Annotated in this window: 23 protein-coding genes and 1 tRNA gene; 16 read left to right on the forward strand and 8 right to left on the reverse strand. The window is 41.5% G+C overall.

Going from position 1 to position 22,983, the window contains the following annotated elements; all coding sequences use genetic code 11:
- From dnaA to CKV81_RS00035, 7 genes are all read left to right on the forward strand, one after another.
- Complete coding sequence (dnaA, locus tag CKV81_RS00005) at positions 1-1,449, forward strand: chromosomal replication initiator protein DnaA (protein WP_095069180.1); 1,449 nt, start codon at positions 1-3, stop codon at positions 1,447-1,449.
- A gap of 88 nt (positions 1,450-1,537) precedes the next feature.
- Positions 1,538-1,993, forward strand: a complete 456-nt coding sequence (locus tag CKV81_RS00010; RefSeq protein WP_095069182.1) for a low molecular weight protein-tyrosine-phosphatase — start codon at positions 1,538-1,540, stop codon at positions 1,991-1,993.
- 30 nt (positions 1,994-2,023) lie between these two features.
- The gene (locus CKV81_RS00015; protein WP_095069184.1) at positions 2,024-2,722 is read left to right on the forward strand and encodes an SAM-dependent methyltransferase; all 699 of its coding nucleotides are present in this window, start codon (positions 2,024-2,026) and stop codon (positions 2,720-2,722) included.
- Between the two features lie 92 nt (positions 2,723-2,814).
- Positions 2,815-3,192: a hypothetical protein gene (locus CKV81_RS00020; protein ID WP_095069186.1), complete on the forward strand. Its 378-nt coding sequence runs from the start codon at positions 2,815-2,817 to the stop codon at positions 3,190-3,192.
- A gap of 75 nt (positions 3,193-3,267) precedes the next feature.
- Positions 3,268-4,335 carry a DUF2891 domain-containing protein gene (locus CKV81_RS00025; RefSeq protein WP_095069188.1) on the forward strand — a complete coding sequence of 356 codons (1,068 nt, stop codon included), beginning with the start codon at positions 3,268-3,270 and terminating at the stop codon, positions 4,333-4,335.
- A gap of 69 nt (positions 4,336-4,404) precedes the next feature.
- Positions 4,405-5,778 (forward strand): D-alanyl-D-alanine carboxypeptidase/D-alanyl-D-alanine endopeptidase, encoded by a 1,374-nt coding sequence (dacB, locus tag CKV81_RS00030; protein WP_095069190.1) that lies wholly within the window; start codon positions 4,405-4,407, stop codon positions 5,776-5,778.
- Positions 5,778-6,941 carry a sensor histidine kinase gene (locus tag CKV81_RS00035; RefSeq protein WP_095069192.1) on the forward strand — a complete coding sequence of 388 codons (1,164 nt, stop codon included), beginning with the start codon at positions 5,778-5,780 and terminating at the stop codon, positions 6,939-6,941. The genes dacB and CKV81_RS00035 overlap by 1 nt, the downstream gene beginning before the upstream one ends.
- Here CKV81_RS00035 and CKV81_RS00040 read toward each other — a convergent pair.
- The 3 genes from CKV81_RS00040 to CKV81_RS00050 all read right to left on the reverse strand — a co-directional run bounded on the left by CKV81_RS00040 (position 6,922) and on the right by CKV81_RS00050 (position 10,907).
- Entirely contained in the window at positions 6,922-8,820 is a 1,899-nt protein-coding gene (locus CKV81_RS00040) for a M1 family metallopeptidase (protein WP_095069194.1), read from the reverse strand. The genes CKV81_RS00035 and CKV81_RS00040 overlap by 20 nt on opposite strands.
- A gap of 221 nt (positions 8,821-9,041) precedes the next feature.
- Positions 9,042-9,869, reverse strand: coding sequence for a twin-arginine translocase subunit TatC (gene tatC / locus CKV81_RS00045; RefSeq protein ID WP_185116902.1), 828 nt, complete (start codon positions 9,867-9,869; stop codon positions 9,042-9,044).
- Positions 9,870-9,947: 78 nt separating this feature from the next.
- Positions 9,948-10,907, reverse strand: a complete 960-nt coding sequence (locus CKV81_RS00050; RefSeq protein WP_095069198.1) for a KpsF/GutQ family sugar-phosphate isomerase — start codon at positions 10,905-10,907, stop codon at positions 9,948-9,950.
- 112 nt (positions 10,908-11,019) lie between these two features.
- Here CKV81_RS00050 and recQ point away from each other — a divergent pair, with 112 nt between their 5' ends.
- The 3 genes from recQ to lpdA all read left to right on the forward strand — a co-directional run bounded on the left by recQ (position 11,020) and on the right by lpdA (position 15,898).
- The gene (gene recQ, locus CKV81_RS00055) at positions 11,020-13,224 is read left to right on the forward strand and encodes a DNA helicase RecQ (RefSeq protein WP_095069200.1); all 2,205 of its coding nucleotides are present in this window, start codon (positions 11,020-11,022) and stop codon (positions 13,222-13,224) included.
- 86 nt (positions 13,225-13,310) lie between these two features.
- On the forward strand, positions 13,311-14,384 hold the full coding sequence (locus CKV81_RS00060; protein ID WP_095074087.1) for a glycosyltransferase: 1,074 nt from the start codon (positions 13,311-13,313) through the stop codon (positions 14,382-14,384).
- 110 nt (positions 14,385-14,494) lie between these two features.
- Positions 14,495-15,898: a dihydrolipoyl dehydrogenase gene (lpdA, locus tag CKV81_RS00065; protein WP_095069202.1), complete on the forward strand. Its 1,404-nt coding sequence runs from the start codon at positions 14,495-14,497 to the stop codon at positions 15,896-15,898.
- Between the two features lie 81 nt (positions 15,899-15,979).
- On the opposite strand, the gene CKV81_RS00070 is transcribed toward lpdA, so the two are convergent.
- Complete coding sequence (locus CKV81_RS00070) at positions 15,980-16,177, reverse strand: KTSC domain-containing protein (RefSeq protein ID WP_095069204.1); 198 nt, start codon at positions 16,175-16,177, stop codon at positions 15,980-15,982.
- 50 nt (positions 16,178-16,227) lie between these two features.
- Here CKV81_RS00070 and CKV81_RS00075 point away from each other — a divergent pair, with 50 nt between their 5' ends.
- The gene (locus tag CKV81_RS00075; RefSeq protein ID WP_095069206.1) at positions 16,228-17,052 is read left to right on the forward strand and encodes a CvfB family protein; all 825 of its coding nucleotides are present in this window, start codon (positions 16,228-16,230) and stop codon (positions 17,050-17,052) included.
- Between the two features lie 37 nt (positions 17,053-17,089).
- On the opposite strand, the gene CKV81_RS00080 is transcribed toward CKV81_RS00075, so the two are convergent.
- Together CKV81_RS00080 and CKV81_RS00085 are read right to left on the reverse strand one after the other, a co-directional pair.
- Positions 17,090-17,163, reverse strand: a tRNA-Pro gene (locus CKV81_RS00080).
- 50 nt (positions 17,164-17,213) lie between these two features.
- On the reverse strand, positions 17,214-17,558 hold the full coding sequence (locus CKV81_RS00085) for a hypothetical protein (RefSeq protein WP_095069213.1): 345 nt from the start codon (positions 17,556-17,558) through the stop codon (positions 17,214-17,216).
- 170 nt (positions 17,559-17,728) lie between these two features.
- Between CKV81_RS00085 and CKV81_RS00090 the strand changes: the two genes are divergently transcribed.
- The 5 genes from CKV81_RS00090 (at position 17,729) to CKV81_RS00110 (ending at position 21,088) form a co-directional block, all read left to right on the forward strand.
- A complete protein-coding gene (locus CKV81_RS00090; protein WP_095069214.1) occupies positions 17,729-18,052 on the forward strand; it encodes a single-stranded DNA-binding protein in 324 nt (107 codons plus the stop codon).
- Positions 18,053-18,113: 61 nt separating this feature from the next.
- Positions 18,114-18,563, forward strand: coding sequence for an HRDC domain-containing protein (locus CKV81_RS00095; protein ID WP_095069215.1), 450 nt, complete (start codon positions 18,114-18,116; stop codon positions 18,561-18,563).
- A 173-nt stretch (positions 18,564-18,736) separates the two neighbouring features.
- A complete protein-coding gene (locus CKV81_RS00100) occupies positions 18,737-19,219 on the forward strand; it encodes a GNAT family N-acetyltransferase (protein ID WP_095069216.1) in 483 nt (160 codons plus the stop codon).
- Positions 19,220-19,314: 95 nt separating this feature from the next.
- Positions 19,315-20,661 (forward strand): histidine--tRNA ligase, encoded by a 1,347-nt coding sequence (gene hisS / locus CKV81_RS00105; protein WP_095069217.1) that lies wholly within the window; start codon positions 19,315-19,317, stop codon positions 20,659-20,661.
- 10 nt (positions 20,662-20,671) lie between these two features.
- Positions 20,672-21,088 carry an EamA family transporter gene (locus tag CKV81_RS00110; protein ID WP_095069218.1) on the forward strand — a complete coding sequence of 139 codons (417 nt, stop codon included), beginning with the start codon at positions 20,672-20,674 and terminating at the stop codon, positions 21,086-21,088.
- 120 nt (positions 21,089-21,208) lie between these two features.
- On the opposite strand, the gene CKV81_RS00115 is transcribed toward CKV81_RS00110, so the two are convergent.
- Complete coding sequence (locus CKV81_RS00115; RefSeq protein ID WP_095069219.1) at positions 21,209-21,478, reverse strand: YtxH domain-containing protein; 270 nt, start codon at positions 21,476-21,478, stop codon at positions 21,209-21,211.
- A gap of 340 nt (positions 21,479-21,818) precedes the next feature.
- A complete protein-coding gene (porV, locus tag CKV81_RS00120; protein ID WP_095069220.1) occupies positions 21,819-22,970 on the reverse strand; it encodes a type IX secretion system outer membrane channel protein PorV in 1,152 nt (383 codons plus the stop codon).
- Between the last annotated feature and the right edge of the window lie 13 nt (positions 22,971-22,983).

The raw sequence follows: 22,983 nt of genomic DNA on the forward strand, positions 1-22,983 counted from the left end.
ATGGATCAAGATTTATCATTGATATGGGAAAAGTGTCTCCTCTTCATGAGGGACAACCTTAATGCTGCAGAAGACAATGATGATCTTAAGAAGCTGGAGAAATCATTTGATCTTTTGTTCGACAAGGTACAGCCTTTATCATTGGTAAACCATAACCTTACGTTGCTGGTTCCCAGTGATTTCTACAAAGAATATATCGAGGACAATTACCTGTCACTGCTTTCAGCTGCCTTAAGAAAAAATATTGGCAAGGGCGTTAAGCTTTGGTATTCGGTTATGGAAAACAAACCTGCCGGAAAAGAAAAACCTATTACCCAAAAAGTGAAAGGTATTTCCACGCCTGCTCCAAAAATTCAGGAGGCGATGCCGAAAGCCAAAAACCTTGTGAATCCGCTTGTTGCCCCGGGCATCAGAAAAGTAAATATTGAGTCGAACCTGATCCCGCACCTGTCTTTTGATAATTTTGTGGAAGGCGAAAGCAACAAGTTTGCCTCTACCGTTGCAAAATCCATTGCGAAAAGGCCGGGAGCTACTGCTTTCAACCCGCTGTTCATTCACGGTGGTGTTGGTGTCGGGAAGACACATCTTGCGCACGCAATCGGTCTTGAAGTAAAAAATAACTTCCCCGAAAAAGTTGTTCTTTACCTTTCGTCAGAAAAATTCATACAGCAGTTTGTATCTGCAGCCAAGGCGCAGAACAAGACCGATTTCCAGAACTACTACCAAATGGTGGATGTTTTGGTGATTGATGATATTCAGTTCCTTTCCGGTAAAGCGGCGACCCAGGATTCATTCTTCCACATTTTCGATTACCTGCACCAAAACGGCAAGCAGATCGTTTTGACCTCTGATAAGGCGCCGGTGGATATCCAGGATATTCAGGAGCGTATTGTTTCCCGTTTCAAATGGGGGCTTTCTGCAGAAGTGAAGTCGCCGGATTTCGATACCAGGAGAAAAATTATTGTAGACAAACTGAGCCGCGACGGCATTGTGCTTACCGATGATATGGTAGATTACCTTGCCGGTGAAGTGAAATCAAACGTTCGTGAACTGATTGGTGTCATCAATTCGGTTATCGCATACTCAACGATTTACAAGTCTGAACTGAGCCTTGAACTTCTGAAAGATACCATCAACAAGATCGCTTCTACACAGAAAAAGGTCATCAATATTCCTTATATTCAGGAAGTGGTTTGCGAGTATTTCGGACTGAACCGTGAGCAGCTGCTTTCAAAATCAAGAAAAAGAGATATCGCACTTCCGCGTCAGTTGGCGATGTACTTCTCCAAGGAATTAACCAACGCAACCTTCTCTAAAATTGGAGAGGAAATGGGCGGTAAAGACCACTCGACAGTAATGTACGCCGTGGAAACCATTAAAGACGTTTCTAAAATTGATAAAGAAATCAAGAAGTACGTAAAAGACCTTTCTGAAAGGATGAAACAGTAATAATATCACCTACATAATTTGAAAGTGAAGAGTAGAAATATTCTTCATTTTTTGTTTATATTTAATCACTGAAATTCCAAAAAAAGCTATGAAAATTTTGATGCTCTGCCTCGGAAACATTTGTAGAAGCCCGCTTGCTGAAGGTATTCTGCGCTCCAAACTGCCTGAAGATTTTGAAATCGACAGCGCCGGCACTATTTCATACCACGAAGGCAAGAAAGCTGATCACCGCTCCATAAAAATTGCCCAGCAGTACGGCATCGACATCAGTAATCACCGAGCCAGAATTATAACGCCAAAAGATTTGGAGGATTACGACAGGATTTTCTGTATGGATCTGGAAAACTATAAGGATGCAGTTTCGATGGCGAGTACTGAAGAGCAGTGGCAAAAAATAGGGTTGATTTTAAATGAAGCCGGAAATCATGGCGACCAAATCGAAGTACCGGATCCGTACTGGAGTGAGATGGACGCCTTCGACAATGTTTACAAAATGCTGGATGCAGCCTGTGACAGCATCGCCAAAAATTTGACATCCAAATAATTATATTTTTCAGTATTATTAGTAATTAAAATGCTTTTCCTTATTCCTGCTTACCTCTCTGAAGATTCGCCTTCAGAATATTTTGCGCCAGCTGTCAAAGAATATATTTTGAAGACCGATTATTTTTTTGTGGAAAATGAAAAGACAGCACGGAAAGTCATCAAATTTTTCTGCCCAGAAAAGAAACAGCCGGATTTGAAGCTTTTTATTCTTGATAAATATTCCGAAAATTCTGATCTGAAAGAGGCACAAAATCTGATGAAAGCCGGCCAGGACTTTGGTTTACTTTCAGAAGCCGGACTTCCGTGCATTGCTGATCCGGGAAACATCATAGTGAAATGGTGCCACGAAAACGACATCCAAGTTGTGCCGGTTAACGGACCAAGTTCCATCATTTTAGCATTGGTTTCCAGTGGTTTTAATGGTCAGGAATTTACTTTTCATGGTTACTTGCCGATCGATAAATCCCAGAAATCTCAAAAGATTAAATTTTTGGAAACTCAGGTTCAGAAAACGGGATATTCACAGATTTTTATGGAAACGCCCTATCGCAACAACCAGCTTTTTGAAGATTTGCTGAAGTCGCTTTCACCCAATACAAGACTGTGTATCGCCGCAAATATCAATCATCCTACTGATGAATTCATCAAAACTTTAAGCATTAAAGACTGGCAAAAAAACAAGCCCGAGTTGCATAAGATTCCGGCGGTTTTTGTTCTGGGAAAATAGTGCGCTGTAGTACACACACATTAAAGTTTAACATCCATTAACACGCCGTTTGCACCATTATTGAAGTTTGTCATCCAACTAAAAAATAAGTTATGACAAACAAGAAACTTGCAGGCATTTGGCTTGACACGGAAAAAGCGATTATCGCTAAGAACCACGACGGACAGGAAACTTCAGAATTTACCGTTTGCGGAACCGCAAAACACGAAAAGCAACACGGCAATTCCAGCGAAAATACGGCCAACAATTCTGAAATTACGACCAAGACAAAGTTTTTCAAAGAAATCGATAAAATGCTCGAAAACACCGAGGAACTTTATATTACAGGTCCGGGTACTGTTCAGGAAGAATTGAAATCCTATCTTTTGGATACCGCACAGTTCAAAAATCTGAAAATCAGTCTGGATACCGCACAGCAAATGGGTGAAAACCAATTGCTGGACGCTGTAAATTCACATTTTGGACTTTAAGATTCGCTCAGGAATCAAATTAAATCCTTTCAGTTTCTGAAGGGATTTTTTGTTAGGATTTACTAATTTTAGAAAATGAAAAAGCTCACAATCCTTTCCGTTTTATTTTCGGTGGTTCTGTCCGCTCAAACCATGCCGACACTGTCGGATGAAATGGCGGTGAAACTCTCAAAAATGCCGCTTCATTGCATCAATACCGAATATCCGAACAAAACCGGCCATATCATCAACAACGAAAAAGATGCGGTAATGACGCCGAAACAGCTGCATCCAAGTTTTTATGGATGTTTAGATTGGCACAGCTCTGTGCACGGACACTGGATGCTGGTTCGGCTGCTTAAAACCAAGCCGCATCTCGAAAATGCGCAGGAAATTGAAGCTGTTTTAGAAAATTCTTTTCAGAAAGAAAAACTGAAGGAAGAGGCGCTCTATTTTTCAAAATACCAGTTAGCGGGAACTTTTGAACGCACTTATGGCTGGGCCTGGCTGCTGAAATTGAACGAGGAGCTCATCACCTGGGACGATGCAAGAGCAAAACGCTGGCACGAAAATTTAAAACCGCTCACTCAAGAAATCATAAACAAATGGAAACTTTATTTACCAAAACAAACTTACCCTAACAGAACCGGAGTGCACCCTAACACGGCTTTTGCAATGGCTTTTGCACTCGATTGGGCTCGTGCCGCTAACGATAAAGATTTTGAAAATCAAATAATTGAAAAATCAAAGTATTTCTACCTGAAAGACAAAAAGGCACCGGCTTATATGGAGCCCGACGGTTCAGATTTCTTTTCACCAAGCCTGAATATATCTTACCTTATGAGCAGGATTCTCCCACAAAAAGAATTTGTGATTTGGCTGAATAATTTCTATGATAAGCGTAGCCTGAACAACATTAAACAAATCCCCGTCGTGAGTGATTTATCTGATTACCAGACCGTTCATTTGGTTGGCCTGTCCTTCAACCGGGCTTGGGATATGAAAGGAATTGCCAAAGCACTGCCAAAAAATCACAGGCTGAAAAAAGATTTTGAACACACTGCTAATAAATTTATATCCAATGCTTTACCGCTTCTGTTTCAGGGTAACTATGGTGGCGATCACTGGCTGGCCAGTTTTGCGGTGTATTCTATGAAAGATTGATTTTTTAGGAATCTGCTGCGCACTTTCCCTTAGCGTAAATTCGTTATATTTGAAATAAAAAGCATCATAATGAAAAGTACTTTTTCAGTTCTCATATTATCTTCACAATTATTTTTTGCTCAGAATATCGCTCAAAAACTCGAGGCAGCAACCAAGGATTTACTGAATTCTGCACCGGCGTATTCCGCAAATCTTTCATTTTATGTAGCGGATGAAGCCGGGAATTTTGTCTACGAATATCAGGGGAACAAAGGGCTGTCTACTGCTTCAACCCAGAAAATTTTTACTGCGGCGACAGCTTTGGAAGCTTTAGGAAAAAATTATCAGTGGACCACCACAGCGTCGCATTCCGGAAATATCTCAGATGGAAACCTGAACGGGAATCTTTTCATCAGTTCGAACGGTGACCCCACTTTAGGTAGCTGGCGCTATGAAGGTTATAAACCAGAAAACTTCAGGGATAAACTTATTGCTGCACTTAAAACGAAAGGGATTTCAAAAATTTCTGGCGATCTGGTGATTGATGATTCTTACTTCGATTTTCAAACGGTTCCGGGCGGCTGGCCCTGGGATGATATGGGGAATTATTACGGTGCGGGTGTGTGGAGCGTCAACTGGCGGGAAAATCAGTTCGACATCCATACTACCGGAAAAGACATCAAAAACTTCAACATCGAACTTCAAAATGTAAAATGGGTTAACGATCTGAAAACGGCCGGATCATCAGACCAAAGCCTGATTTTCACCGCGCCGCATTCCGAAGTGGCGCATATCACAGGAACTTTGCCGGCAAAAAATATGACCGTTTCGGGAGCAACGCCAAACCCACCGGTACAACTTGGAGCGGAGATCAAAAAATGGCTGAAAGACAGCGGAATTGCCTTTAACGGTAAAATTATTACCGCTTCCGCACAAAGAATAAATGGTGAATCGGTGGCACAATACCCAAAAAACAATACTTTTTTTGAGTACAAATCTCCAACTCTTGACAAAGTGGTTTATTGGTTTTTGAAAAAAAGTGTCAATCTATACGGCGAAACCCTGGTGAAAACCATCGGTAAGGAGAAGAAAGGCGAAGGCAGTTTCAAAGCTGGTGTAAGTTATATGCAGGATTTCTGGAGAGGAAAAGGCATCAATCAGTATATGATTAATTTTGCCGATGGCAGCGGGCTTTCACCTCAAAATTACGTGTCGGCGAGGGCAGAAGTGCAGGCATTGCTTTGGGCAAGAAAGCAGCCCTGGTTCAATGAGTTTTTTGAAGGATTTCCTACACAGGGTAACCAGATGGTGATGAAAAGCGGTACGATGAGGGATACCAAGTCCTTTGCGGGCTATCACACTTCATCCACCGGGAGAAAATATGTTTTCTCAATCATTATCAACAATTATCAGGGTTCTGATGTGAGCAGCGCGCTGTACAAAGTCCTTAATGTACTGAAATAATGCTTCAGAAAAACCTTTTGTCGAAACTCAACAACTGGATTATTTTCATTCTGTTTACCCTCGTTATCGGCGGCGTGGTAGCCGCTTCCTATTTCCTGATCGATTATTTGAGGAAGGAAGAAATCAAACGGATCGAGCTTTTCGCCACTGCCATGAAATACCAGCAGGAAACCTTTATCGAAGATCCTGTGGCACTGGACCTTATTTTGCAGATTTCGGAAAGTAATACTTCGGTGCCGGTCATTATCACAGATTCCAAAGGCCGAATTATCGGTCCGGAATTTATGCGGAATATTCCCGAAGAGGTGATGAAAAGTCCTGAAAAGCTGCAGAGAACGCTGGGCGAAATGAAATCGGCCTACCAACCGTTTGAAATAAAACTTCCCGGTGGTAATCAGTACGTTTACTTTAATAACTCTCAGTTGCTGAATGATTTAAGATATTCGCCTTTGTTTTTGGGACTTTTGGTTTTGGCCTATATTATTTTTTCTTTTTGGTTTTTACGAACGATTAAAAAAACAGATGAAGGCTTCCTGTGGGCAGGTTTGGCAAAAGAAACAGCGCACCAGATCGGAACTCCTTTGTCATCAATGATCGGCTGGGTTGAAATTCTGCGGATGGAAAACGAAAACAGCGTTGGCGTTGCCGAAATAGAAAAAGACATTAAACGGCTGAAAACCATATCGGAACGGTTCTCCAAAATCGGTTCGGTTCCGGAGCTTAATGATTTGAATTTAAATGAAACCGTGCAGCAGAATTACGATTACCTCAGATCCAGAATTTCCAGAAAAGTTGATTTTAAACTTTCCCTTCCAACCGGGGAAATTTTAATTCCACATAACAGAATCCTGATGAGCTGGGTGATTGAAAATTTGGTGAAAAATGCCGTAGACGCAATGAAGGGCAGCGGAAAACTTGATATTTCCGTTTATGAGAAAAACGCAAATATTTTTATTGATTTCAAAGATACCGGCAGCGGCATGACCTCCCGCAATGCTGCTCGCGCCTTCAAACCAGGATTTTCGACCAAGAAAAGAGGCTGGGGGTTGGGTTTGTCTCTAGCCAAAAGAGTAATCAGTGAATATCACAAAGGTGATATCCGAATTGCGCAGACCGAAGTCGGAAAAGGAAGTACGTTCAGGATTATTTTGAAATCTGATTAGCGGATTTTACCGGGTCATCAAGTTTTATGATTTGGTCACGGCTCACAGAAGTCACACCCTTTTGCTTTCTGAGATAGGTCATAGCATCATTAATGTTTTTGCCTGAAGGGATCTTGACGGCGAAGCCACCTAACGCATTGTATTCGCTTGAGATCTCAAGGCCGTATTTCAAAATGGCTTTTTTCACCGCTTCTTTTTTGCCTTTATCGTAAAATAAAATTAGCTTGTCGCTAACAAATTTTTCCTCCGGCAACGCTTTCTTCATAGAAATCTGGCGATATTCAACATAATAATTTTTGTTAAACCTTACCGGTTCTGAACTGTTCAGGGCAACGGTTTGCCATTCCTGTGTTGGGGCAATGGTTTGACTGTCATTGATTCTTAAAGGTAAATTCAAATCTTTAACAGTTTCCGTATATCTGAATTTCAAAATGTTACCATCCTGAGAGTATTCCAGAACCGGGATTTTTGTTGTCCTTAAATATTGGTTAAACACAGACGAAAAATCAATGCCCGATTTTTGGGAAATATAATCTTCAACCTGTTTTGTGGTCACGGTCTGGTGATAGAAATCTTTATTGAGCCCGCGCAGAATCTGTCTGAATTTTTCATCATCATTCATCACAGTTCTGATCGTATGCAACATATTTGCGCCTTTGTAGTACATGTCACCGCTGCCGGATTTTGCCACGCCGTAGGTCCCGATGATCGGGATGTCGTTGCTGACCGCTTTTCTGGTTCCGATGACGTACGTGTCTGCCGAATTTCTGTCCAGGTAATTTTCTGTAAACAGCGTCTCGGAATATGCCGTGAAACTCTCATGAATCCACATATCTGCTTTATCGGCGGCAGTAATATTGTTGGCAAACCATTCGTGGCCGGTTTCGTGGATGATGATGAAATCCCACTTTAATCCAACGCCGGTTCCGGAAAGATCCCTGCCGAGGTATCCGTTTTTGTAGCCGTTACCGTATGCAACGTTGCTCTGGTGTTCCATTCCCAAATAAGGCGTTTCCACGAGCTTATAGGAATCTTCGTAAAATGGGTAAGGGCCGAACCAGTATTCAAAGGCTTTCATCATTGGTTTTACCTGTTCGAACTGTTTTTTGGCTTTGTCAATGTTATAGTCCAAAACCCAGTAATCAAGGTCGAGTTTTCCTTTCTCGCCATTGTAGGTATCCTTAAAATTCACATATTTCCCAACGCTTGGCACGATGGAGTAGCCGTTGATGGGGTTTTTTACCTGCCATGTCCACGCCAGTTTTCCGTTTTCTTCTTTTTTCGCAATCAGCCTTCCGTTGCCAACTCCCACCATATCTTTTGAAGTGATGATTTTCATGGTAATGCCGTTGTCAGGCTCGTCATACCAAATATCCTTGGTCGGTAGCCAGTGTGAAACGCCAAGCCCTTCCTGGGCAACGCTCATGAACGGATTGCCGTTATCATCTTTCTTGAACACCCAGCCGCCGTCCCAGGGTGCATTTTTAGCGATTTGCGGATTCCCGGCGAAAGTGATGTCTATGCTGTATTTTTCACCTTTTTTAAAATGCTTTTTGGATTGGATGAAAATGAAGTCGCCGTCGCGTTTATAGTTGTCAATTTTCGGGAACGAGGTTTTCAGCGCAACGATGTTCATTGGCTGATGAAAATCAATCTGAAACACGGGGTTCAGGATATCTTTGGTGATTTCGAAGGAAATTTTATTGCTTCCTGATACTGATTTTTTATCAAAATCCGGCTCTACGGAAAGTTCGTATTTTTTTACGTCCCAGTAGTTCCTGAATTCTGTATCGGAACCTCTTAGGGTATCAATTTTCGTAAAATTCTGCCCGAAAGCCAGTCCGGACGAAGCAAGAAAAAGTGCGGCAATTATTTTCATAATGCCAAATTTAGAAAAAATAACTTTAGGGAAATTAGCGGCGCGAGCGCAGCGAGCGCCAAAGGAGTCGAAAAATTTTATTGTGTTTTAAAACATGAACACAATGAAGCTACTAGAAAATGCAGCGATTTTGTATGGGAAATTTTTCTTGTGACGCTTTCGGATGTTGAGGCTCATCTCTTAAATGAAGCTCAACATTAAATAAATTTGCATTTAAAAGATCAGGAAGTTTTCACAAGTGCGGCTGCTTCTTCCTTCTGAATTCTCTTGTAGGTTCTGCCACACAAAGCCACACTGAATTCGTAAAGCACCACCAGCGGAATGGCAGCCATCATCATACTTAAAACATCAGCCGGCGTAATTACCGCGGCGATCACTGCGATAAGGACAATGGAGTGGCGGCGGTAGGTTTTCAGGAATTGCGGCGTGAGGATGCCAATCGTTGTAAGGAAATAAACAATAATCGGAAAAAGGAATACGATTCCCATCCCTAAGACGACCTGAAAGAATAGTGCGGTATAATCCGATAAATCATAAAGCGGCTCGATGACGTCTGAAATTTTAAACATCACCCCAAAGTTGATGGCAAAAGGGAGAATAAGAAAATAACCGCTTAAAATTCCCAGCAAAAACAAAATCCAGACAGAATTGATCAGCATCGCAGAATTTTTCTTTTCTTTTGGATGCAGGGCGGGAGAGACGAAACGCCAAAGTTCCCAAATGATGTACGGAAATGCCAAAACAATTCCCCCAATCACAGAAACCGACATCATCACGTTAAACTGCTGCATCAGTTTCTGTGTACGCACCGGAAAATCCTTCGGGATATCGATCGCATTGGTCTGAAAAAACTCCTGAGAAAGATTATTGATCAGCTTAAACGTTGGAAAATCATTGCGAACGGGCCCAAAGAAGATTTTATCCATAATCCACTCAATATTGTACCCCACGATAAAGCCACAGATAATAACCGCAATAATGCAGCGGATCAGATGCGCGCGCAGTTCGCCAATGTGTCCGATGAGGGACATTTCTTTATCGTCATTCACAATTTTTGCTGTTGTTTTTTGAGTTTGCGAAATTAAGAAAAATTTGCATCAAAGTTTGAATTGCAGGAATTAATAAACTCAAATGATGCCTTCATCCAAAAGCCTGTGCAGATCGATAATCCCAAAATATTTGCCTTCGTCGGTTACAATCAGCTGGCCGATGTTTTTTTCTTTCAGAATTTTCATGGCGTCTTTAGCAAGCTCATTTTTCTCGATGCTTTTCGGTTTTCTGCTCATAATGTCTTTAGCTAAAATTCCCGAAATATTTTCAGTATTCATCAACATTCGACGCAAATCACCATCGGTAATTACGCCGAGGATTTTATCATTTTCAGTAACTACCGTAACACCGTGTGTGGAGCTGCTTACCGAAATAATCACATCTTTAACGGGAGAATTTTCAGAAACCTGCGGTTTTTGTGAAGAAAGAAACTGTTCCACTTTGGCTGTAAGATTTTTCCCCAGCGTTCCGCCCGGATGAAATTTTGCAAAATCACGGTCTCTAAAGCCTTTCATTTCCATCAGGCAAACCGCCATAGCATCGCCCAAAGCCATTTGTACCGTCGTTGAGCTTGTCGGCGCCAGTTTGTTGGGGCAGGCTTCTTTTTCAACAAAAGTGTTTAAGACCACATCTGAAAATTCTGCCAGTTTTGAATTTAAATTCCCCGTCATCCCGATTAATGCAGAAGAATAATCTTTCAGAAACGGAACCAAATTCACGATCTCCGGCGAGTTCCCCGAATTTGAAATACACAGAACCACATCCTGTTTCTGGATCACGCCCAAATCTCCGTGAATGGCTTCCGCAGCATGTAGGAACTGCGCCGGCGTTCCGGTAGAATTCAGCGTAGCCACAATTTTATTTCCAACGTGCGCAGATTTGCCGATTCCGACTACGATCAGCTTTCCTACAGCATTGTTTATAATTTCTACAGCCTTTGCAAAATCTTCTCCGATTCTGTTTTTCAGGTGATTAAGTTCTGCGATTTCGATTTCCAGGGACTGTTTTGCAAGGCTTATGAGAGCAGATTTTTCCAAAACGTTTTTAATTTTAAAGAAATTTAACCAAAGAATTGATTGACTTATACTGATTAATTTATTAACTTTGGTTGATATGCAAATTTAGCAAACATAATAAGAAGAAGTATAAATGAAGACTAAAAACGCCGATTTATCAGATCAATTAAAAAAATATTTCGGTTTTTCTACGTTCAAAGGCCAGCAGCAAGAGATTATACAGACTTTGCTGGAAGGCAACGATGTTTTTGTGCTGATGCCCACCGGGGGCGGAAAATCTCTTTGCTACCAGCTTCCGGCACTTATTTCGGAAGGTACAGCGATTGTGGTGTCGCCGCTTATTGCCCTGATGAAAAATCAGGTGGATGCCGTCAACGGGCTTTCATCCGATGAAGGTGTGGCACACGTCCTCAATTCGTCTCTCAATAAAACACAGACCAATCAGGTTTTCAGTGATATAAAAAGTGGTAAAACCAAGCTGCTTTACGTGGCACCGGAATCGTTAATTAAGGAAGAATATCTGGATTTTCTTAAGGAGGTTAAAATTTCCTTTGTTGCGATAGATGAAGCACACTGTATTTCGGAGTGGGGACACGATTTTCGCCCGGAATACAGAAACCTCAAACTGATCATCGATAAAATTGCCGAAGTTCCGGTCATTGCACTTACAGCCACCGCAACACCTAAAGTTCAGGACGATATCCAGAAAACTTTGGGAATGAATAATGCACAGGTTTTCAAGTCCAGTTTCAACAGGCCGAATCTCTACTACGAAATCCGCCCGAAAATAAACATCGATAAAGAAATTGTAAAATTCATCAACCAAAGAAAAGGGAAATCGGGAATTGTGTATTGCCTGAGCCGCAGAAAAGTGGAAGAATTTGCCCAGCTGCTGCAGGTGAACGGAATCAATGCCCTGCCTTATCACGCCGGCCTCGACCAAAAAACGCGCGTCGCAAATCAGGATAAATTTTTGATGGAAGAATGCGATGTGATTGTTGCAACAATCGCTTTTGGAATGGGAATCGATAAACCGGATGTGCGCTTTGTGATTCATTACGATTTCCCAAAATCCCTCGAAAGTTATTATCAGGAAACGGGTCGCGCCGGCAGAGACGGCGGCGAAGGCTATTGTCTGGCTTTTTACGATCCGAAAGATATTGAAAAACTCGAAAAATTCCTGGCTCAAAAACCGGTCTCAGAACGGGAAATCGGCCTTCAGTTGCTGAATGAAGTGGTTGGTTATGCCGAAACTTCGATGAGCCGCCGCCAGTATCTTTTATATTATTTTGGTGAGGAATTCGATCCCCTGAATGGCGATGGCGCCAAAATGGACGACAATTCCGTTAATCCGCCAAAGCTTCGCGATGCTACCGCTGATTTGAAATCAGTCCTTAAAATGGTAAAAACCTTGGATGAAAAATTTAAATCCAAAGACCTGATCAGCGTCGTAATGGGCAAGGAAACCTCTGTGACCAAGTCTTATAAACTGGAAACCACAGAGTTTTTCGGAATCGGTAAAAATGAATCCGACAATTACTGGAAATCAATTATCCGTCAGGCCACCGTGCAGGATTTCCTTACAAAAGACATTGAAACCTATGGCGTTCTGAAAATTTCAGAAAAAGGGCAGAAAGTTATTGACGGAAATTATAAAGAATCCTTCCTCATTGCTGAAGACAAAGAATATGACCTTGAGCAGATAAAATCTGATTCTGAAAAAGTTGAAATACAGTCCGGTGGCGGTCTCGACCAAACTCTGTTTAACCAACTGAAAGAACTGCGAAAGAAAGTGGCAAAAAAACACGGAATACCGCCTTACACAGTGTTTATGGATCCCAGTCTGGAAGATATGACCACGCAGTACCCCATCACGGTGGAAGAAATTGGAAAGGTTTATGGCGTTGGTGAAGGAAAAGCAAAAAAATACGGAAAGGAATTTGCGGATTTTATTTCGAAATACGTAGCGGAAAACAATATCGAGCGTACACAGGATATGGTGCTGAAACAGGTAGCCAACAAATCTAGCCACAAGGTTTTCATCATCCAGAGTACAGACAAAAAAATTGACCTGGAAGATATTGCCAAAGCAAAAAATCTTTCGATGGAAGAACTGCTCAAAGAAATGGAACGCATTGTTTATCAGGGAACTAAACTGAATATCGATTATTATATTGAAGATAATTTTGATGAGGATATTGTAGAAGAATTCATGGAATTCATGGGAGAAAGTGAAAGCGACAGTATGAAAGTTCTGACTTCAGAATTTGGCGACGAGCTGAGCGATGAGGAACTGCGGATGCTTCGGATAAAATTCATTTCGGATGTTGCCAATTAATGTTTTCATATTCTGATTTATTCAATGAAAATTTTCCTCAAATTTTTAAATTGAATCTGTGAAATTCTGTGCTATCTGTGGGAAACATTGAAAAAATCTCCATCATTTTTATTCTTCCCGATCTCAATGCCGGCGGCGCAGAGCGCATTGTTACCACGATCGCCAATCATCTTCCCCGCGAAAAGTTTGACCCCAAAATCATGCTCTTGCGCAAAGAAGGCGGTTATCTGGAAATTTTAAAAGACGATGTGGAAGTTATTGATTTAAAGACGGAAAGGATCCGCAATGGCCTGAAACCGATTTTAAGTGAAATCCGCAGACGGAAACCTGATATTGTTTTCAGCGGTTTTGGTGAGGTCAATGCATACCTCTCTATGTTTTTAAAGTTGTTTCCGAAAACAAAATTCGTCGCTCGCGAAACCAATGTTGTTTCCAAACACGTTACCAGAAGGGAAATCCGTTTTTTCTATAAATTTTACAACAGTTACGATAAAATCATTTGTCAGAGCGATGATATGATGAATGACCTGCTCGAAAATTTTAAAATTAAAAAAGAAAAAATCGTTAAAATTAACAATCCGGTTGATTTTGATTTTATTGAAAGCAAACTGGCTGATTCTGAAAAACCAAAATCTTTTAAAAGTGATTTTAAAAACGTCGTGGCCATCGGGAACCTGTCTCAAAGAAAAGGTTTCGACAATTTAATGAAGGTTTTTTCGCACGTGAAAAATGAAAAAATTCTGCTGCATATTTTGGGCGATGGCCGCGATAAAGAAATGCTGTATCAAATGAAATCTGATTTGGCATTGGAAAATGTCATCTTCCACGGACAGCAGAAAAATCCGTATCAGTTTCTGAAATTTGCGGATTTATTCGTCCTTTCCTCGCGCTACGAAGGTTTCCCGAACGTTTTGCTGGAAGCCGGCGCGTGCGGCGTGTACGCATTGGCGAACAGTTGTCCGGGCGGAATTGATGAAATCATTCAGCACAATATCAACGGTGAAATTTCAGATATTGAAAATCACAAAAAATTTGCCGGTAAAATCATTGAGGTTTTACAGGCTCCTCACCATTCGGAAGCGATTAAAAACTCGATTAAAACGAGATTTTCAAAAGATATTATTTTAAAAAAATATGAAGATTTGCTGGTGTCTTTTTAAAATCAGTTAAAAAACGTGGTTTCTCTACGCAAAAATCCGTAATTTTGTGCGATTCAATTTCCGGGAAAAAACCTGGATATTTAAACCTTAAACTTTAAACAAAAATTATAATGAGTCAATTCGATGTTACAGTTATCGGTTCCGGTCCCGGTGGTTATGTGGCGGCGATCCGTGCGGCACAGTTGGGTTTCAAAACTGCAATTATTGAGAAATATCCTACGATGGGCGGTACTTGCCTCAATGTAGGCTGCATCCCTTCCAAAGCGCTTCTGGACAGTTCGGAGCATTACCACAACGCGGTGCACAGTTTCGCAAACCACGGAATTTTGGTGGATGCGCCAAAAGCCGACATCGCCAGAATGGTGGAACGCAAAAACGAAGTGGTAGACCAAATTACTACGGGAATCCAGTTCCTGATGGACAAAAACAAGATCACCGTTTACCAGGGCGTGGGAAGTTTCGAGGACGCCACGCACGTAAAAGTGACGAAAGAAGACGGCTCCTCCGAAGTTTTAGAATCCAAATATGTTATCATCGCGACGGGTTCCAAACCTTCTTCGCTGCCGTTCATCAACATCGATAAAGAAAGAATCATCACTTCGACAGAGGCTTTGAATTTAAAAGAAATTCCAAAGAAATTTTTAGTGATCGGCGGTGGTGTGATCGGCCTTGAACTGGGTTCGGTGATGCTGAGACTGGGCTCCGAAGTGACGGTGATTGAATATATGGACAAAATCATCCCGGGAATGGACGGTGCTTTGTCGAAAGAGCTTCAAAAAGTACTTAAAAAACAGGGAATGACATTCGAACTTTCTACCGCGGTTTCCGCAGTGGAAAGAAACGGCGATACCGTCAAAGTTACCGCTAAAAACAAAAAAGGCGAGGAAGTTTCTTTTGAAGGCGATTATGTACTGGTTTCTGTGGGCAGAAAACCTTACACAGACGGGCTTGGCCTTGAAAAAGCGGGCGTTGACCTTGACGAAAGAGGAAGAGTAAAAGTGAATGAGCATCTGCAGACAAATGTTCAGAATATTTATGCCATCGGTGATGTAATCCAGGGTGCAATGTTGGCGCACAAAGCGTCTGAAGAAGGAGTTTTGGTAGCAGAACAACTGGCCGGGCAAAAACCTCACATCAATTATAATTTAATTCCGGGTGTGGTTTATACTTGGCCTGAAGTTGCAGGAGTTGGTAAAACGGAAGAGCAGCTGAAAGCAGAAGGCACAGCGATAAAAGTAGGGAATTTCCCAATGAGAGCTTTGGGAAGAAGCCGTGCTTCAGGCGATATCGACGGTTTCATCAAAATTATTGCTGATGAAAAAACCGACGAAGTATTGGGCGTACACATGATCGGAGCAAGAGCTGCAGACATGATTGCCGCTGCCGTAACTGCAATGGAGTTCCGTGCTTCTGCCGAAGACATCGCAAGAATGTCGCACGCTCACCCAACTTTCGCTGAAGCAATCAAGGAGGCCGCATTGGATGCTACCGGGAAAATTGCGATACACATGTAGAATCCGCAGGATTCAATTTGAATATCCGTAGGCGAAACCCGCGGTAAAAGATAAAAGAGAAGTCTCGGCTTCTCTTTTTTTTTACTTTCTCCTCACAAACTCAAATTTCCCCTTGATATGTTTATTTAAAAATGTGCCTTTGGAAAAAGCGCCTCGAAATTCATCATAAACCATTTTCGGAACATCCAGATAATCATATATAAATCCCGATAAATATTCTATCGTTAGAACCTTTCTCTCAGGATGGTATTCGTATTTTTTGATGACGGTGGAAGGCATAAAGACATTTCTGCAATTTCCGTTCCGCGCAATTGTCTTACCTTTGCACCATGAATATTGGTAAAACACAGGCTTTAAAGGTTTCAGAGAAAAATTCATCAGGTTATATGCTCACTAATGATATGGACTGGAAGGCGTTCCTTCCCAAAATATTCGTGCGTGAAGAACTGGAAGAAGGTGATGAAATCGAGGTTTTTGTTTATCAGGACGATAACAAACTGAAAGCAACGACAGAAACTCCGCTTGCCGAGGTGGGAGAATTTGCCGTGATGAGCTGTGTTCAAAGCCTTCCGAGCGGCGCGTTTATGGATTGGGGAATCATTAAAGATTTATTCATTCCTTACAAACAGCAAAAAGCCAAAATTGTGGAAGGAAAGCGCTATTTGGTTTATGTTTATATTGATGAGCCTACCGGACTCATCACCGGAACCACAAAATTTAAGAGAAATCCGCAGTACGAAAATTTGCCGTTCGGAAATGGCGATAAGGTAGATTTGATTTTGATGGGCGAGAGCGAACTCGGCTGGAATGTGATTATCAACAAAAAATATATCGGACTGATTTATGCTTCCGATGTTTACAAAAAACTCTATCCCCTGTCCGAAGAAACCGGCTATATAAAAGCCATTCGCGAAGACGGGAAAATTGATGTCACACTTCAGCCTGAAGGTTACGCGCATATTGACGAGTTTCAAAAAATTATTCTTGAAAAACTGGAAGAAAATTACGGGCTGCTCTATCTTTCCGACAATTCTTCACCCGAGGAAATAAAGGATGAACTGCAGATGAGTAAGAAGAATTTCAAGAAGGCAATCGGAGGACTTTACAAGGATAAAAAGATTGAGATTTTGGATGACAAAATAAGATTATTATAAAAAATTAAAGAGCGGTTTAAACTGCTCTTTTTTTTTGTCGGGATGACTGGATTCGAACCAGCGACCACTTGCACCCCATGCAAGTACGCTACCGGGCTGCGCTACATCCCGCTTGGAACTGCAAAAATAAGAATTTTCCGAAAATTCTGAAAGCCTGCAGACTAATCTTTTCGAACCAGCAAAATCCAGTCATCTTCCAAATATTTATAACCGATATCATAGACGAAACGGTATTCTGCGCCGTTTTTGTAAACCCGTAAATTGGTGAAGTAATCGAAATTGAAACCTTCGGAAGTGAGCTTGTTTTTCGTGGTTTTGGCTTTTCCCTCAATATAATTTTGTTCGGACAGTATCCGGTGATTTTTGCGCAACTTGTTGTTGATGTTGCGCATCAGATTGGTAGTATCACGGTTGTTTTTATTGTTAAAAGCGTTGCGGCAGCCGTCGCTGCAGAACTTTTTATCGCTTCTTCCGTGGATTTCATCACCACATTCAAGACAGTTCATAGCAGTTTATTTAATTCAAATATAATTAATTATCCAATTGCAAACGACTACAAATGAAAATAAATGATTTAAAACCGAATAAATTTTCATCACCGCCGAATCTTTGCATCAGAGATTTGAGCTCCAACGAACGGCTCGGACGAAGTACAACAATTTAAAATTTAATTATTATGTCAATCAGAAACAGTGTTAACCTTATTGGTAGAGCAGGTGGCGATGTAGAAGTTTTTAATTTCGAAAAAGGGATGAAGGCAACTTTATCACTCGCTACAAATGATTATTACACCAACGCAATGGGCGAAAAAATCGAAGAAACCCAATGGCACAACATCATTGCGTTTGGTAAAACTGCCGAAATTTTGCAGAAGTATGTCACCAAAGGCAAAGAGATCGCCATTGAAGGCAAACTGACCTACAGAAGCTATGAAGGAAATGACGGCCAAAAGCGCTATGTCACCGAAATCCGCGTGAATGAAGTGGTACTGCTTAATTAGATATTTTAATGTAAAGTTTTGGTAGACTCCACATTTACCAGACTCCTAAAAATCACAAACTATGAAAATTAAGGTTCTAAAAATACGCCTGTCTGAAGACTTTCAGGCTGATGATGAAAAATTTGTAAATGATTTCCTGCAAAACCATGAAGTTGTAAAAATGGCTTCAAGCCTGGTTGCAGGCACGGAAAATTACTGGTCCGTCATGGTATATTTCGAAGAGGCAAAACAGCATCTCAAAGAGAGCAAATCTTCAAAATATTCCGCAGATGCGGATACAGAATTGAGTTCTGATGAAGTGAAGATTCTCGATTGCCTGCGGCTTTGGCGGAACGAAAAAGCAAAAGAGCAAAACCTGCCGTCGTATTTCATTGCAACGAACAAGGAGTTGGTTTCCATCGCAAAATTCAAACCGGTAAAAGTCGAAGAACTAAAAGAGATTAAGGGATTCGGAAAACACAAGATTGAAAACTACGGAGAGGAAATTATCGAAATTCTGGAAACCGTCTGAGTTTCGTGAGCAAAGAACTCCGTTTTGAAGCCGTCTCACTGCTGGTGAGAACGGCTTTTTTGCGTTTTTCATCAATTCCTGATGGAAAGACGTCGTCCTTTAGCCGTTTCTCAACCTTCATCATTTGGCTATGAGACGTTTTCTTTTTTTATCTTTGTTTTAAAAGTTTTACAATGCTTATCAGAAAAATAGAGGAGAGAGACAATGCTGATATCGCTACCGTAATCCGCAGCTGTTTTGCAGATTTCAATGCGCCGACGAAAGGAACGGTCTTCGAGGATCCTACGACCGATGATCTTTACAACGTCTTTAAAAAGGAAAAATCAGTACTCTACATCGCTGAGGAAAACGGAGAAATTGTGGGCTCTTGCGGTATCTACCCAACCGAAAATCTTCCTGAAGATACTGCTGAAATGGTAAAATTTTATTTGACTAAAAATTCACGCGGAAAGGGAACCGGGCGCGCACTGATGGAAACAGCACTGGAAACAGCCAGAAAAATGGGCTACAGAAAAATATATATCGAAAGCCTCCCGGAATTCACCAAAGCGCTTTCTATGTATGAGAAACAGGGATTTAAGCTTTTGGAAAAACCTTTGGTCAATTCCTGCCACACCGGCTGCAATATTTGGATGCTGAAAGATATTGCAGAATAACAGCAGCCAATTCCCGGAAAACACAACTTAAAAAATCCTTATTTTTGTCGTCTTGATGAGCGTTGCTCACCATTAATTACCTTTTACCATATCCAATGAAGCCAAGTTTAGCGAAAGGAACCCGCGATTTTACCGCCGATGAGGTGGTGAAACGCCGTTTTATCATCAATACGTTACAGAAAAATTTTGAACTCTTCGGTTACCAGCCACTGGAAACGCCTAGTTTTGAAAACCTCTCAACCCTCACCGGAAAATACGGTGAAGAAGGCGACAGGCTGATTTTCAAGATTTTAAATTCAGGTGATTTTGCAGCTAAAACCAATAACGAAAACTGGCAGAATAAAGATTCGCAGAAACTTACTTCACAAATATCAGAAAAAGCACTTCGTTATGACCTTACGGTGCCATTTGCACGTTTCGTTGCGATGAACCACGGCCAGTTGAACTTTCCTTTTAAAAGATATCAAATTCAGCCGGTTTGGCGTGCGGACCGCCCGCAGAAAGGGCGTTTCAGGGAATTTTATCAGTGCGATGCCGATGTCGTAGGCAGCGAAAGCTTTTGGCAGGAAGTAGAGTTGGTGCAGCTTTATTTAACATCATTTCAGGATTTAAAAGTTCCTGTGAAACTGCATATTAATAACCGTAAAATACTTTCCGGGCTTGCCGAATTTGCAGGAATCCCGGATAAACTGATTGATTTCACTGTTGCGCTGGATAAACTTGATAAAATCGGGAAAGAAGGCGTAGTAAAAGAAATGTACCAAAAAGGAATTTCAGAAGAAGCGATTGCAAAAGTGGACTTCCTTTTCAACCGGGACTTAAAAACCGGTGAAGTCCTCAATATTTTGAAAGAAAACTTTGCGGATACTGAAACCGGTAGAAAAGGCGTTGAAGATCTGGAGTTCGTGGTTCAAAAATGTAAGGAAATCGGCATTGAAAACCAGTTGGTTTTCGATATCACCCTGGCCCGCGGGCTGGATTATTACACAGGAGCAATCTTCGAAGTTAAAGCGGAAGGCGTAGAAATGGGTTCCGTAGGCGGCGGCGGAAGATATGATAACCTCACCGAAGTTTTCGGTGTGAAGAACGTTCCGGGAATTGGTATTTCTTTCGGGCTCGACAGGATTTACCTCGTGATGGAAGAACTGAATCTATTTCCGCAAAACTCAGGAAATGGCGTGCAGTTTCTTTTTGCTAACTACGGAGAAAAAGAAGCTCTCGAAGCTACAAAAGTCATTGCAAAACTTAGGGAAAAAGGAATTTCCGCAGAACTTTATCCTGATAATGCGAAACTGAAAAAACAGTTTACGTACGCCGAGAAAAAAGGAATCCCAAATCTCGTTTTCTATGGTGAACAGGAAATAGCAGATGGCAATATCACGTTCAAGAATCTGGAGAAGGGCGACCAGCAAACGGTTCCGCTTTCCGAATTTTTAAATTAGGTACTTGAACATGTGGTGGATTTTCGCATTACTTTCAGCACTGTTTGCTGCACTGACGGCGGTCTTTGCTAAAATCGGGGTTGAGAATGTTAATTCCAATCTCGCCACGGCAATCCGTACGGTTGTGGTTTTGGTAATCATCTGGCTTATTGTATTCACAAGGGGCGAAGCCAAAGCAGTTTCTGAACTATCGACCAGAAACTGGATTTTCCTTGGGATTTCCGGGGTAGCCACGGGACTTTCCTGGATTTTTTATTTCAAAGCATTGCAAATGGGAGAGGTGTCCACAGTTGCCGGTATCGACAAACTCAGTCTTGCACTGACAGTAATTTTCGCAGTGACCTTCCTTGGTGAAACTCTTACCTGGAAATCCGCTGTCGGTGCTGGATTAATCATCGTTGGAACACTTTTTTTAATCTGGAAGTAATTTTACAGCACAAAATATTTAAAAATTTTCATTTCGAAAACAAAAAAATCCGGCAGATAAATTAATTACCTGCCGGATTTACTGTAATATGAATGTGAAAATTAATCCTTTAGATTTAGATTAGTTGAAAGACTGTTTAGCGTCTGTAGCTACGTCTTCAGCTTTGTTTTCAGCTTTCTTTGCGAACTCATTCGCTTTGTCCTGAACCTGAGAAGCGACGTTGTTAGCCTTGTCTTTCAGTTCGTTGCCATACTTAGTAAGGTTGTCCTTAGCTGCGTTGATCTTGTCTTTTACTGCCTGTTGCTGCTCTGGAGTAGAGTTTTTGTATTTCCAAAAAGCCAGTGCACCTAGTCCTAATAAAGCTAATAAGCCATTTGTTTTATTGCCCATAATTTCTGTTTTTTAATTAATAATTTGTTTTTATAAATTTATCTGATGTCTCTGTTAATGTAAAATACGTGCCAACTACAGCGCCCAACTATTAAAATTTTGTTAAAAATAAGAAGCAGAAAGTTTAGACCTCTGATTTTACGAACGGGCCCGCTTTCCGCACTCGCTTTTTTTGCTGTCTTCGCGAGCTCAGCCACCAAAAAAGAGCTCAAACAGTTGCTGCAATCGGGTCTATAAAAACGTTTCGGTCCTTCATCAGCCGATTTTTAAACCCGTCTTTAAAACAAAAAAATCCCGCCAGAATTCCGGTGGGACTTTGAAGTTTTATTTACCTGTTCGCTTAGTAATCCGCGTTTGAAGATTCTTCACCAATATTCCAGGTCAAACCAAATCTTAAGGTATTATCCAAAGCGGTATTTACCTTTGAAGTGTTGATCAGGTAAGAAAGATCCAAACCAAATGACTGGTATTTTAGCCCAACACCAACGGTTGCATACTGTCTTGCCCCTTGTTGCGCACTCTCATGAAAGTAACCGGCACGCACCGCAAAAGCATTGTCGTAAGAATATTCCATCGCACCGCTCAACATTACACTTTTCGGGTTGTTGAATGATTTGCCGATACCTTCAATCACACCAACATTTGGGACATCGTAAATAGGATTTCCGTTGGTATCAGTTCCGGATACTTCAGGCCCCGGCACCAAAAGCTTGGAGGCTTCAGCAGAAACACCAATTTTATTCAGATCATCAATATAGAGGTCATAACCGGCACCCAGTCTTGCCATGGTAGGCAGATAAGAGCGGGATTCCTCATCACCCGTATAATCCAGTCTGGGCCCCAGGTTCTGAATAGCCCAACCTGCGCGCGCCTGTCCTTCGTACTCACCGAATGACTGGTGTTTTTCACTTTGATAATATCCGGCAACATCCACAGCAAAAGTATTCGCGGCCTTTAAAGTATTGTCCGAATTAAAACCGCCGGACAAATCTGAACGGATGAAACGTCCTGTAACCGCCATGGAGTAAGTATCAGCCAGTTTCAGTCCGTATGCAACGTCGATTGCAAATTCATTTGGTTTTGCAGTACCTTCAGATACTACTTCGCTTCCAACAATTTTAGTAAGGTCTACATCACCCATATTGAAATAATAGATGCTGGCTGAAATGGTCGCACGCTCTTCCTGCCCCAGAAACTGATGGTATGCCCCGTATAGAAGGAAAACATCGTTCGTAAGCTTGCCCATATAAGGTGTATAGTTTACACCGATTGCCGACGTTGTTTTGCTGAACGGGTATTTGGCGGCATTCCAAAACTGTGAAAAAGCATCTGTAGAGGTAGAAACACCCTGATCTCCCATTGCTCCTGCTCTTGCGTCCGGTCCAATTCTTAAAAATGGAGCTCCTGTAAGCACTGGCGGTACTTCCTGTGCTGTAAGATTTACGGCGATGCCCAGCGAAAGGCCTAAAAAAAGTTTTGATTTTAATTTCATATACTAGTTTTAT

Source organism: Chryseobacterium taklimakanense (assembly GCF_900187185.1).
GTDB classification, from domain to species: Bacteria; Bacteroidota; Bacteroidia; order Flavobacteriales; family Weeksellaceae; genus Planobacterium; species Planobacterium taklimakanense.

Coding starts and splice junctions, on each gene's coding strand:
- lpdA (WP_095069202.1), top strand. CDS start 14,495: ATGAGTCAATTCGATGTTACAGTTATCGGTTCCGGTCCCGGTGGTTAT.
- CKV81_RS00085 (WP_095069213.1), bottom strand. CDS start 17,558: ATGAACTGTCTTGAATGTGGTGATGAAATCCACGGAAGAAGCGATAAA.
- CKV81_RS00015 (WP_095069184.1), top strand. CDS start 2,024: ATGCTTTTCCTTATTCCTGCTTACCTCTCTGAAGATTCGCCTTCAGAA.
- CKV81_RS00095 (WP_095069215.1), top strand. CDS start 18,114: ATGAAAATTAAGGTTCTAAAAATACGCCTGTCTGAAGACTTTCAGGCT.
- CKV81_RS00010 (WP_095069182.1), top strand. CDS start 1,538: ATGAAAATTTTGATGCTCTGCCTCGGAAACATTTGTAGAAGCCCGCTT.
- dacB (WP_095069190.1), top strand. CDS start 4,405: ATGAAAAGTACTTTTTCAGTTCTCATATTATCTTCACAATTATTTTTT.
- CKV81_RS00115 (WP_095069219.1), bottom strand. CDS start 21,478: ATGGGCAATAAAACAAATGGCTTATTAGCTTTATTAGGACTAGGTGCA.
- CKV81_RS00100 (WP_095069216.1), top strand. CDS start 18,737: ATGCTTATCAGAAAAATAGAGGAGAGAGACAATGCTGATATCGCTACC.
- CKV81_RS00035 (WP_095069192.1), top strand. CDS start 5,778: ATGCTTCAGAAAAACCTTTTGTCGAAACTCAACAACTGGATTATTTTC.
- porV (WP_095069220.1), bottom strand. CDS start 22,970: ATGAAATTAAAATCAAAACTTTTTTTAGGCCTTTCGCTGGGCATCGCC.
- hisS (WP_095069217.1), top strand. CDS start 19,315: ATGAAGCCAAGTTTAGCGAAAGGAACCCGCGATTTTACCGCCGATGAG.
- recQ (WP_095069200.1), top strand. CDS start 11,020: ATGAAGACTAAAAACGCCGATTTATCAGATCAATTAAAAAAATATTTC.
- CKV81_RS00090 (WP_095069214.1), top strand. CDS start 17,729: ATGTCAATCAGAAACAGTGTTAACCTTATTGGTAGAGCAGGTGGCGAT.
- CKV81_RS00020 (WP_095069186.1), top strand. CDS start 2,815: ATGACAAACAAGAAACTTGCAGGCATTTGGCTTGACACGGAAAAAGCG.
- CKV81_RS00110 (WP_095069218.1), top strand. CDS start 20,672: ATGTGGTGGATTTTCGCATTACTTTCAGCACTGTTTGCTGCACTGACG.
- CKV81_RS00040 (WP_095069194.1), bottom strand. CDS start 8,820: ATGAAAATAATTGCCGCACTTTTTCTTGCTTCGTCCGGACTGGCTTTC.
- CKV81_RS00070 (WP_095069204.1), bottom strand. CDS start 16,177: ATGCCTTCCACCGTCATCAAAAAATACGAATACCATCCTGAGAGAAAG.
- CKV81_RS00075 (WP_095069206.1), top strand. CDS start 16,228: ATGAATATTGGTAAAACACAGGCTTTAAAGGTTTCAGAGAAAAATTCA.
- dnaA (WP_095069180.1), top strand. CDS start 1: ATGGATCAAGATTTATCATTGATATGGGAAAAGTGTCTCCTCTTCATG.
- CKV81_RS00025 (WP_095069188.1), top strand. CDS start 3,268: ATGAAAAAGCTCACAATCCTTTCCGTTTTATTTTCGGTGGTTCTGTCC.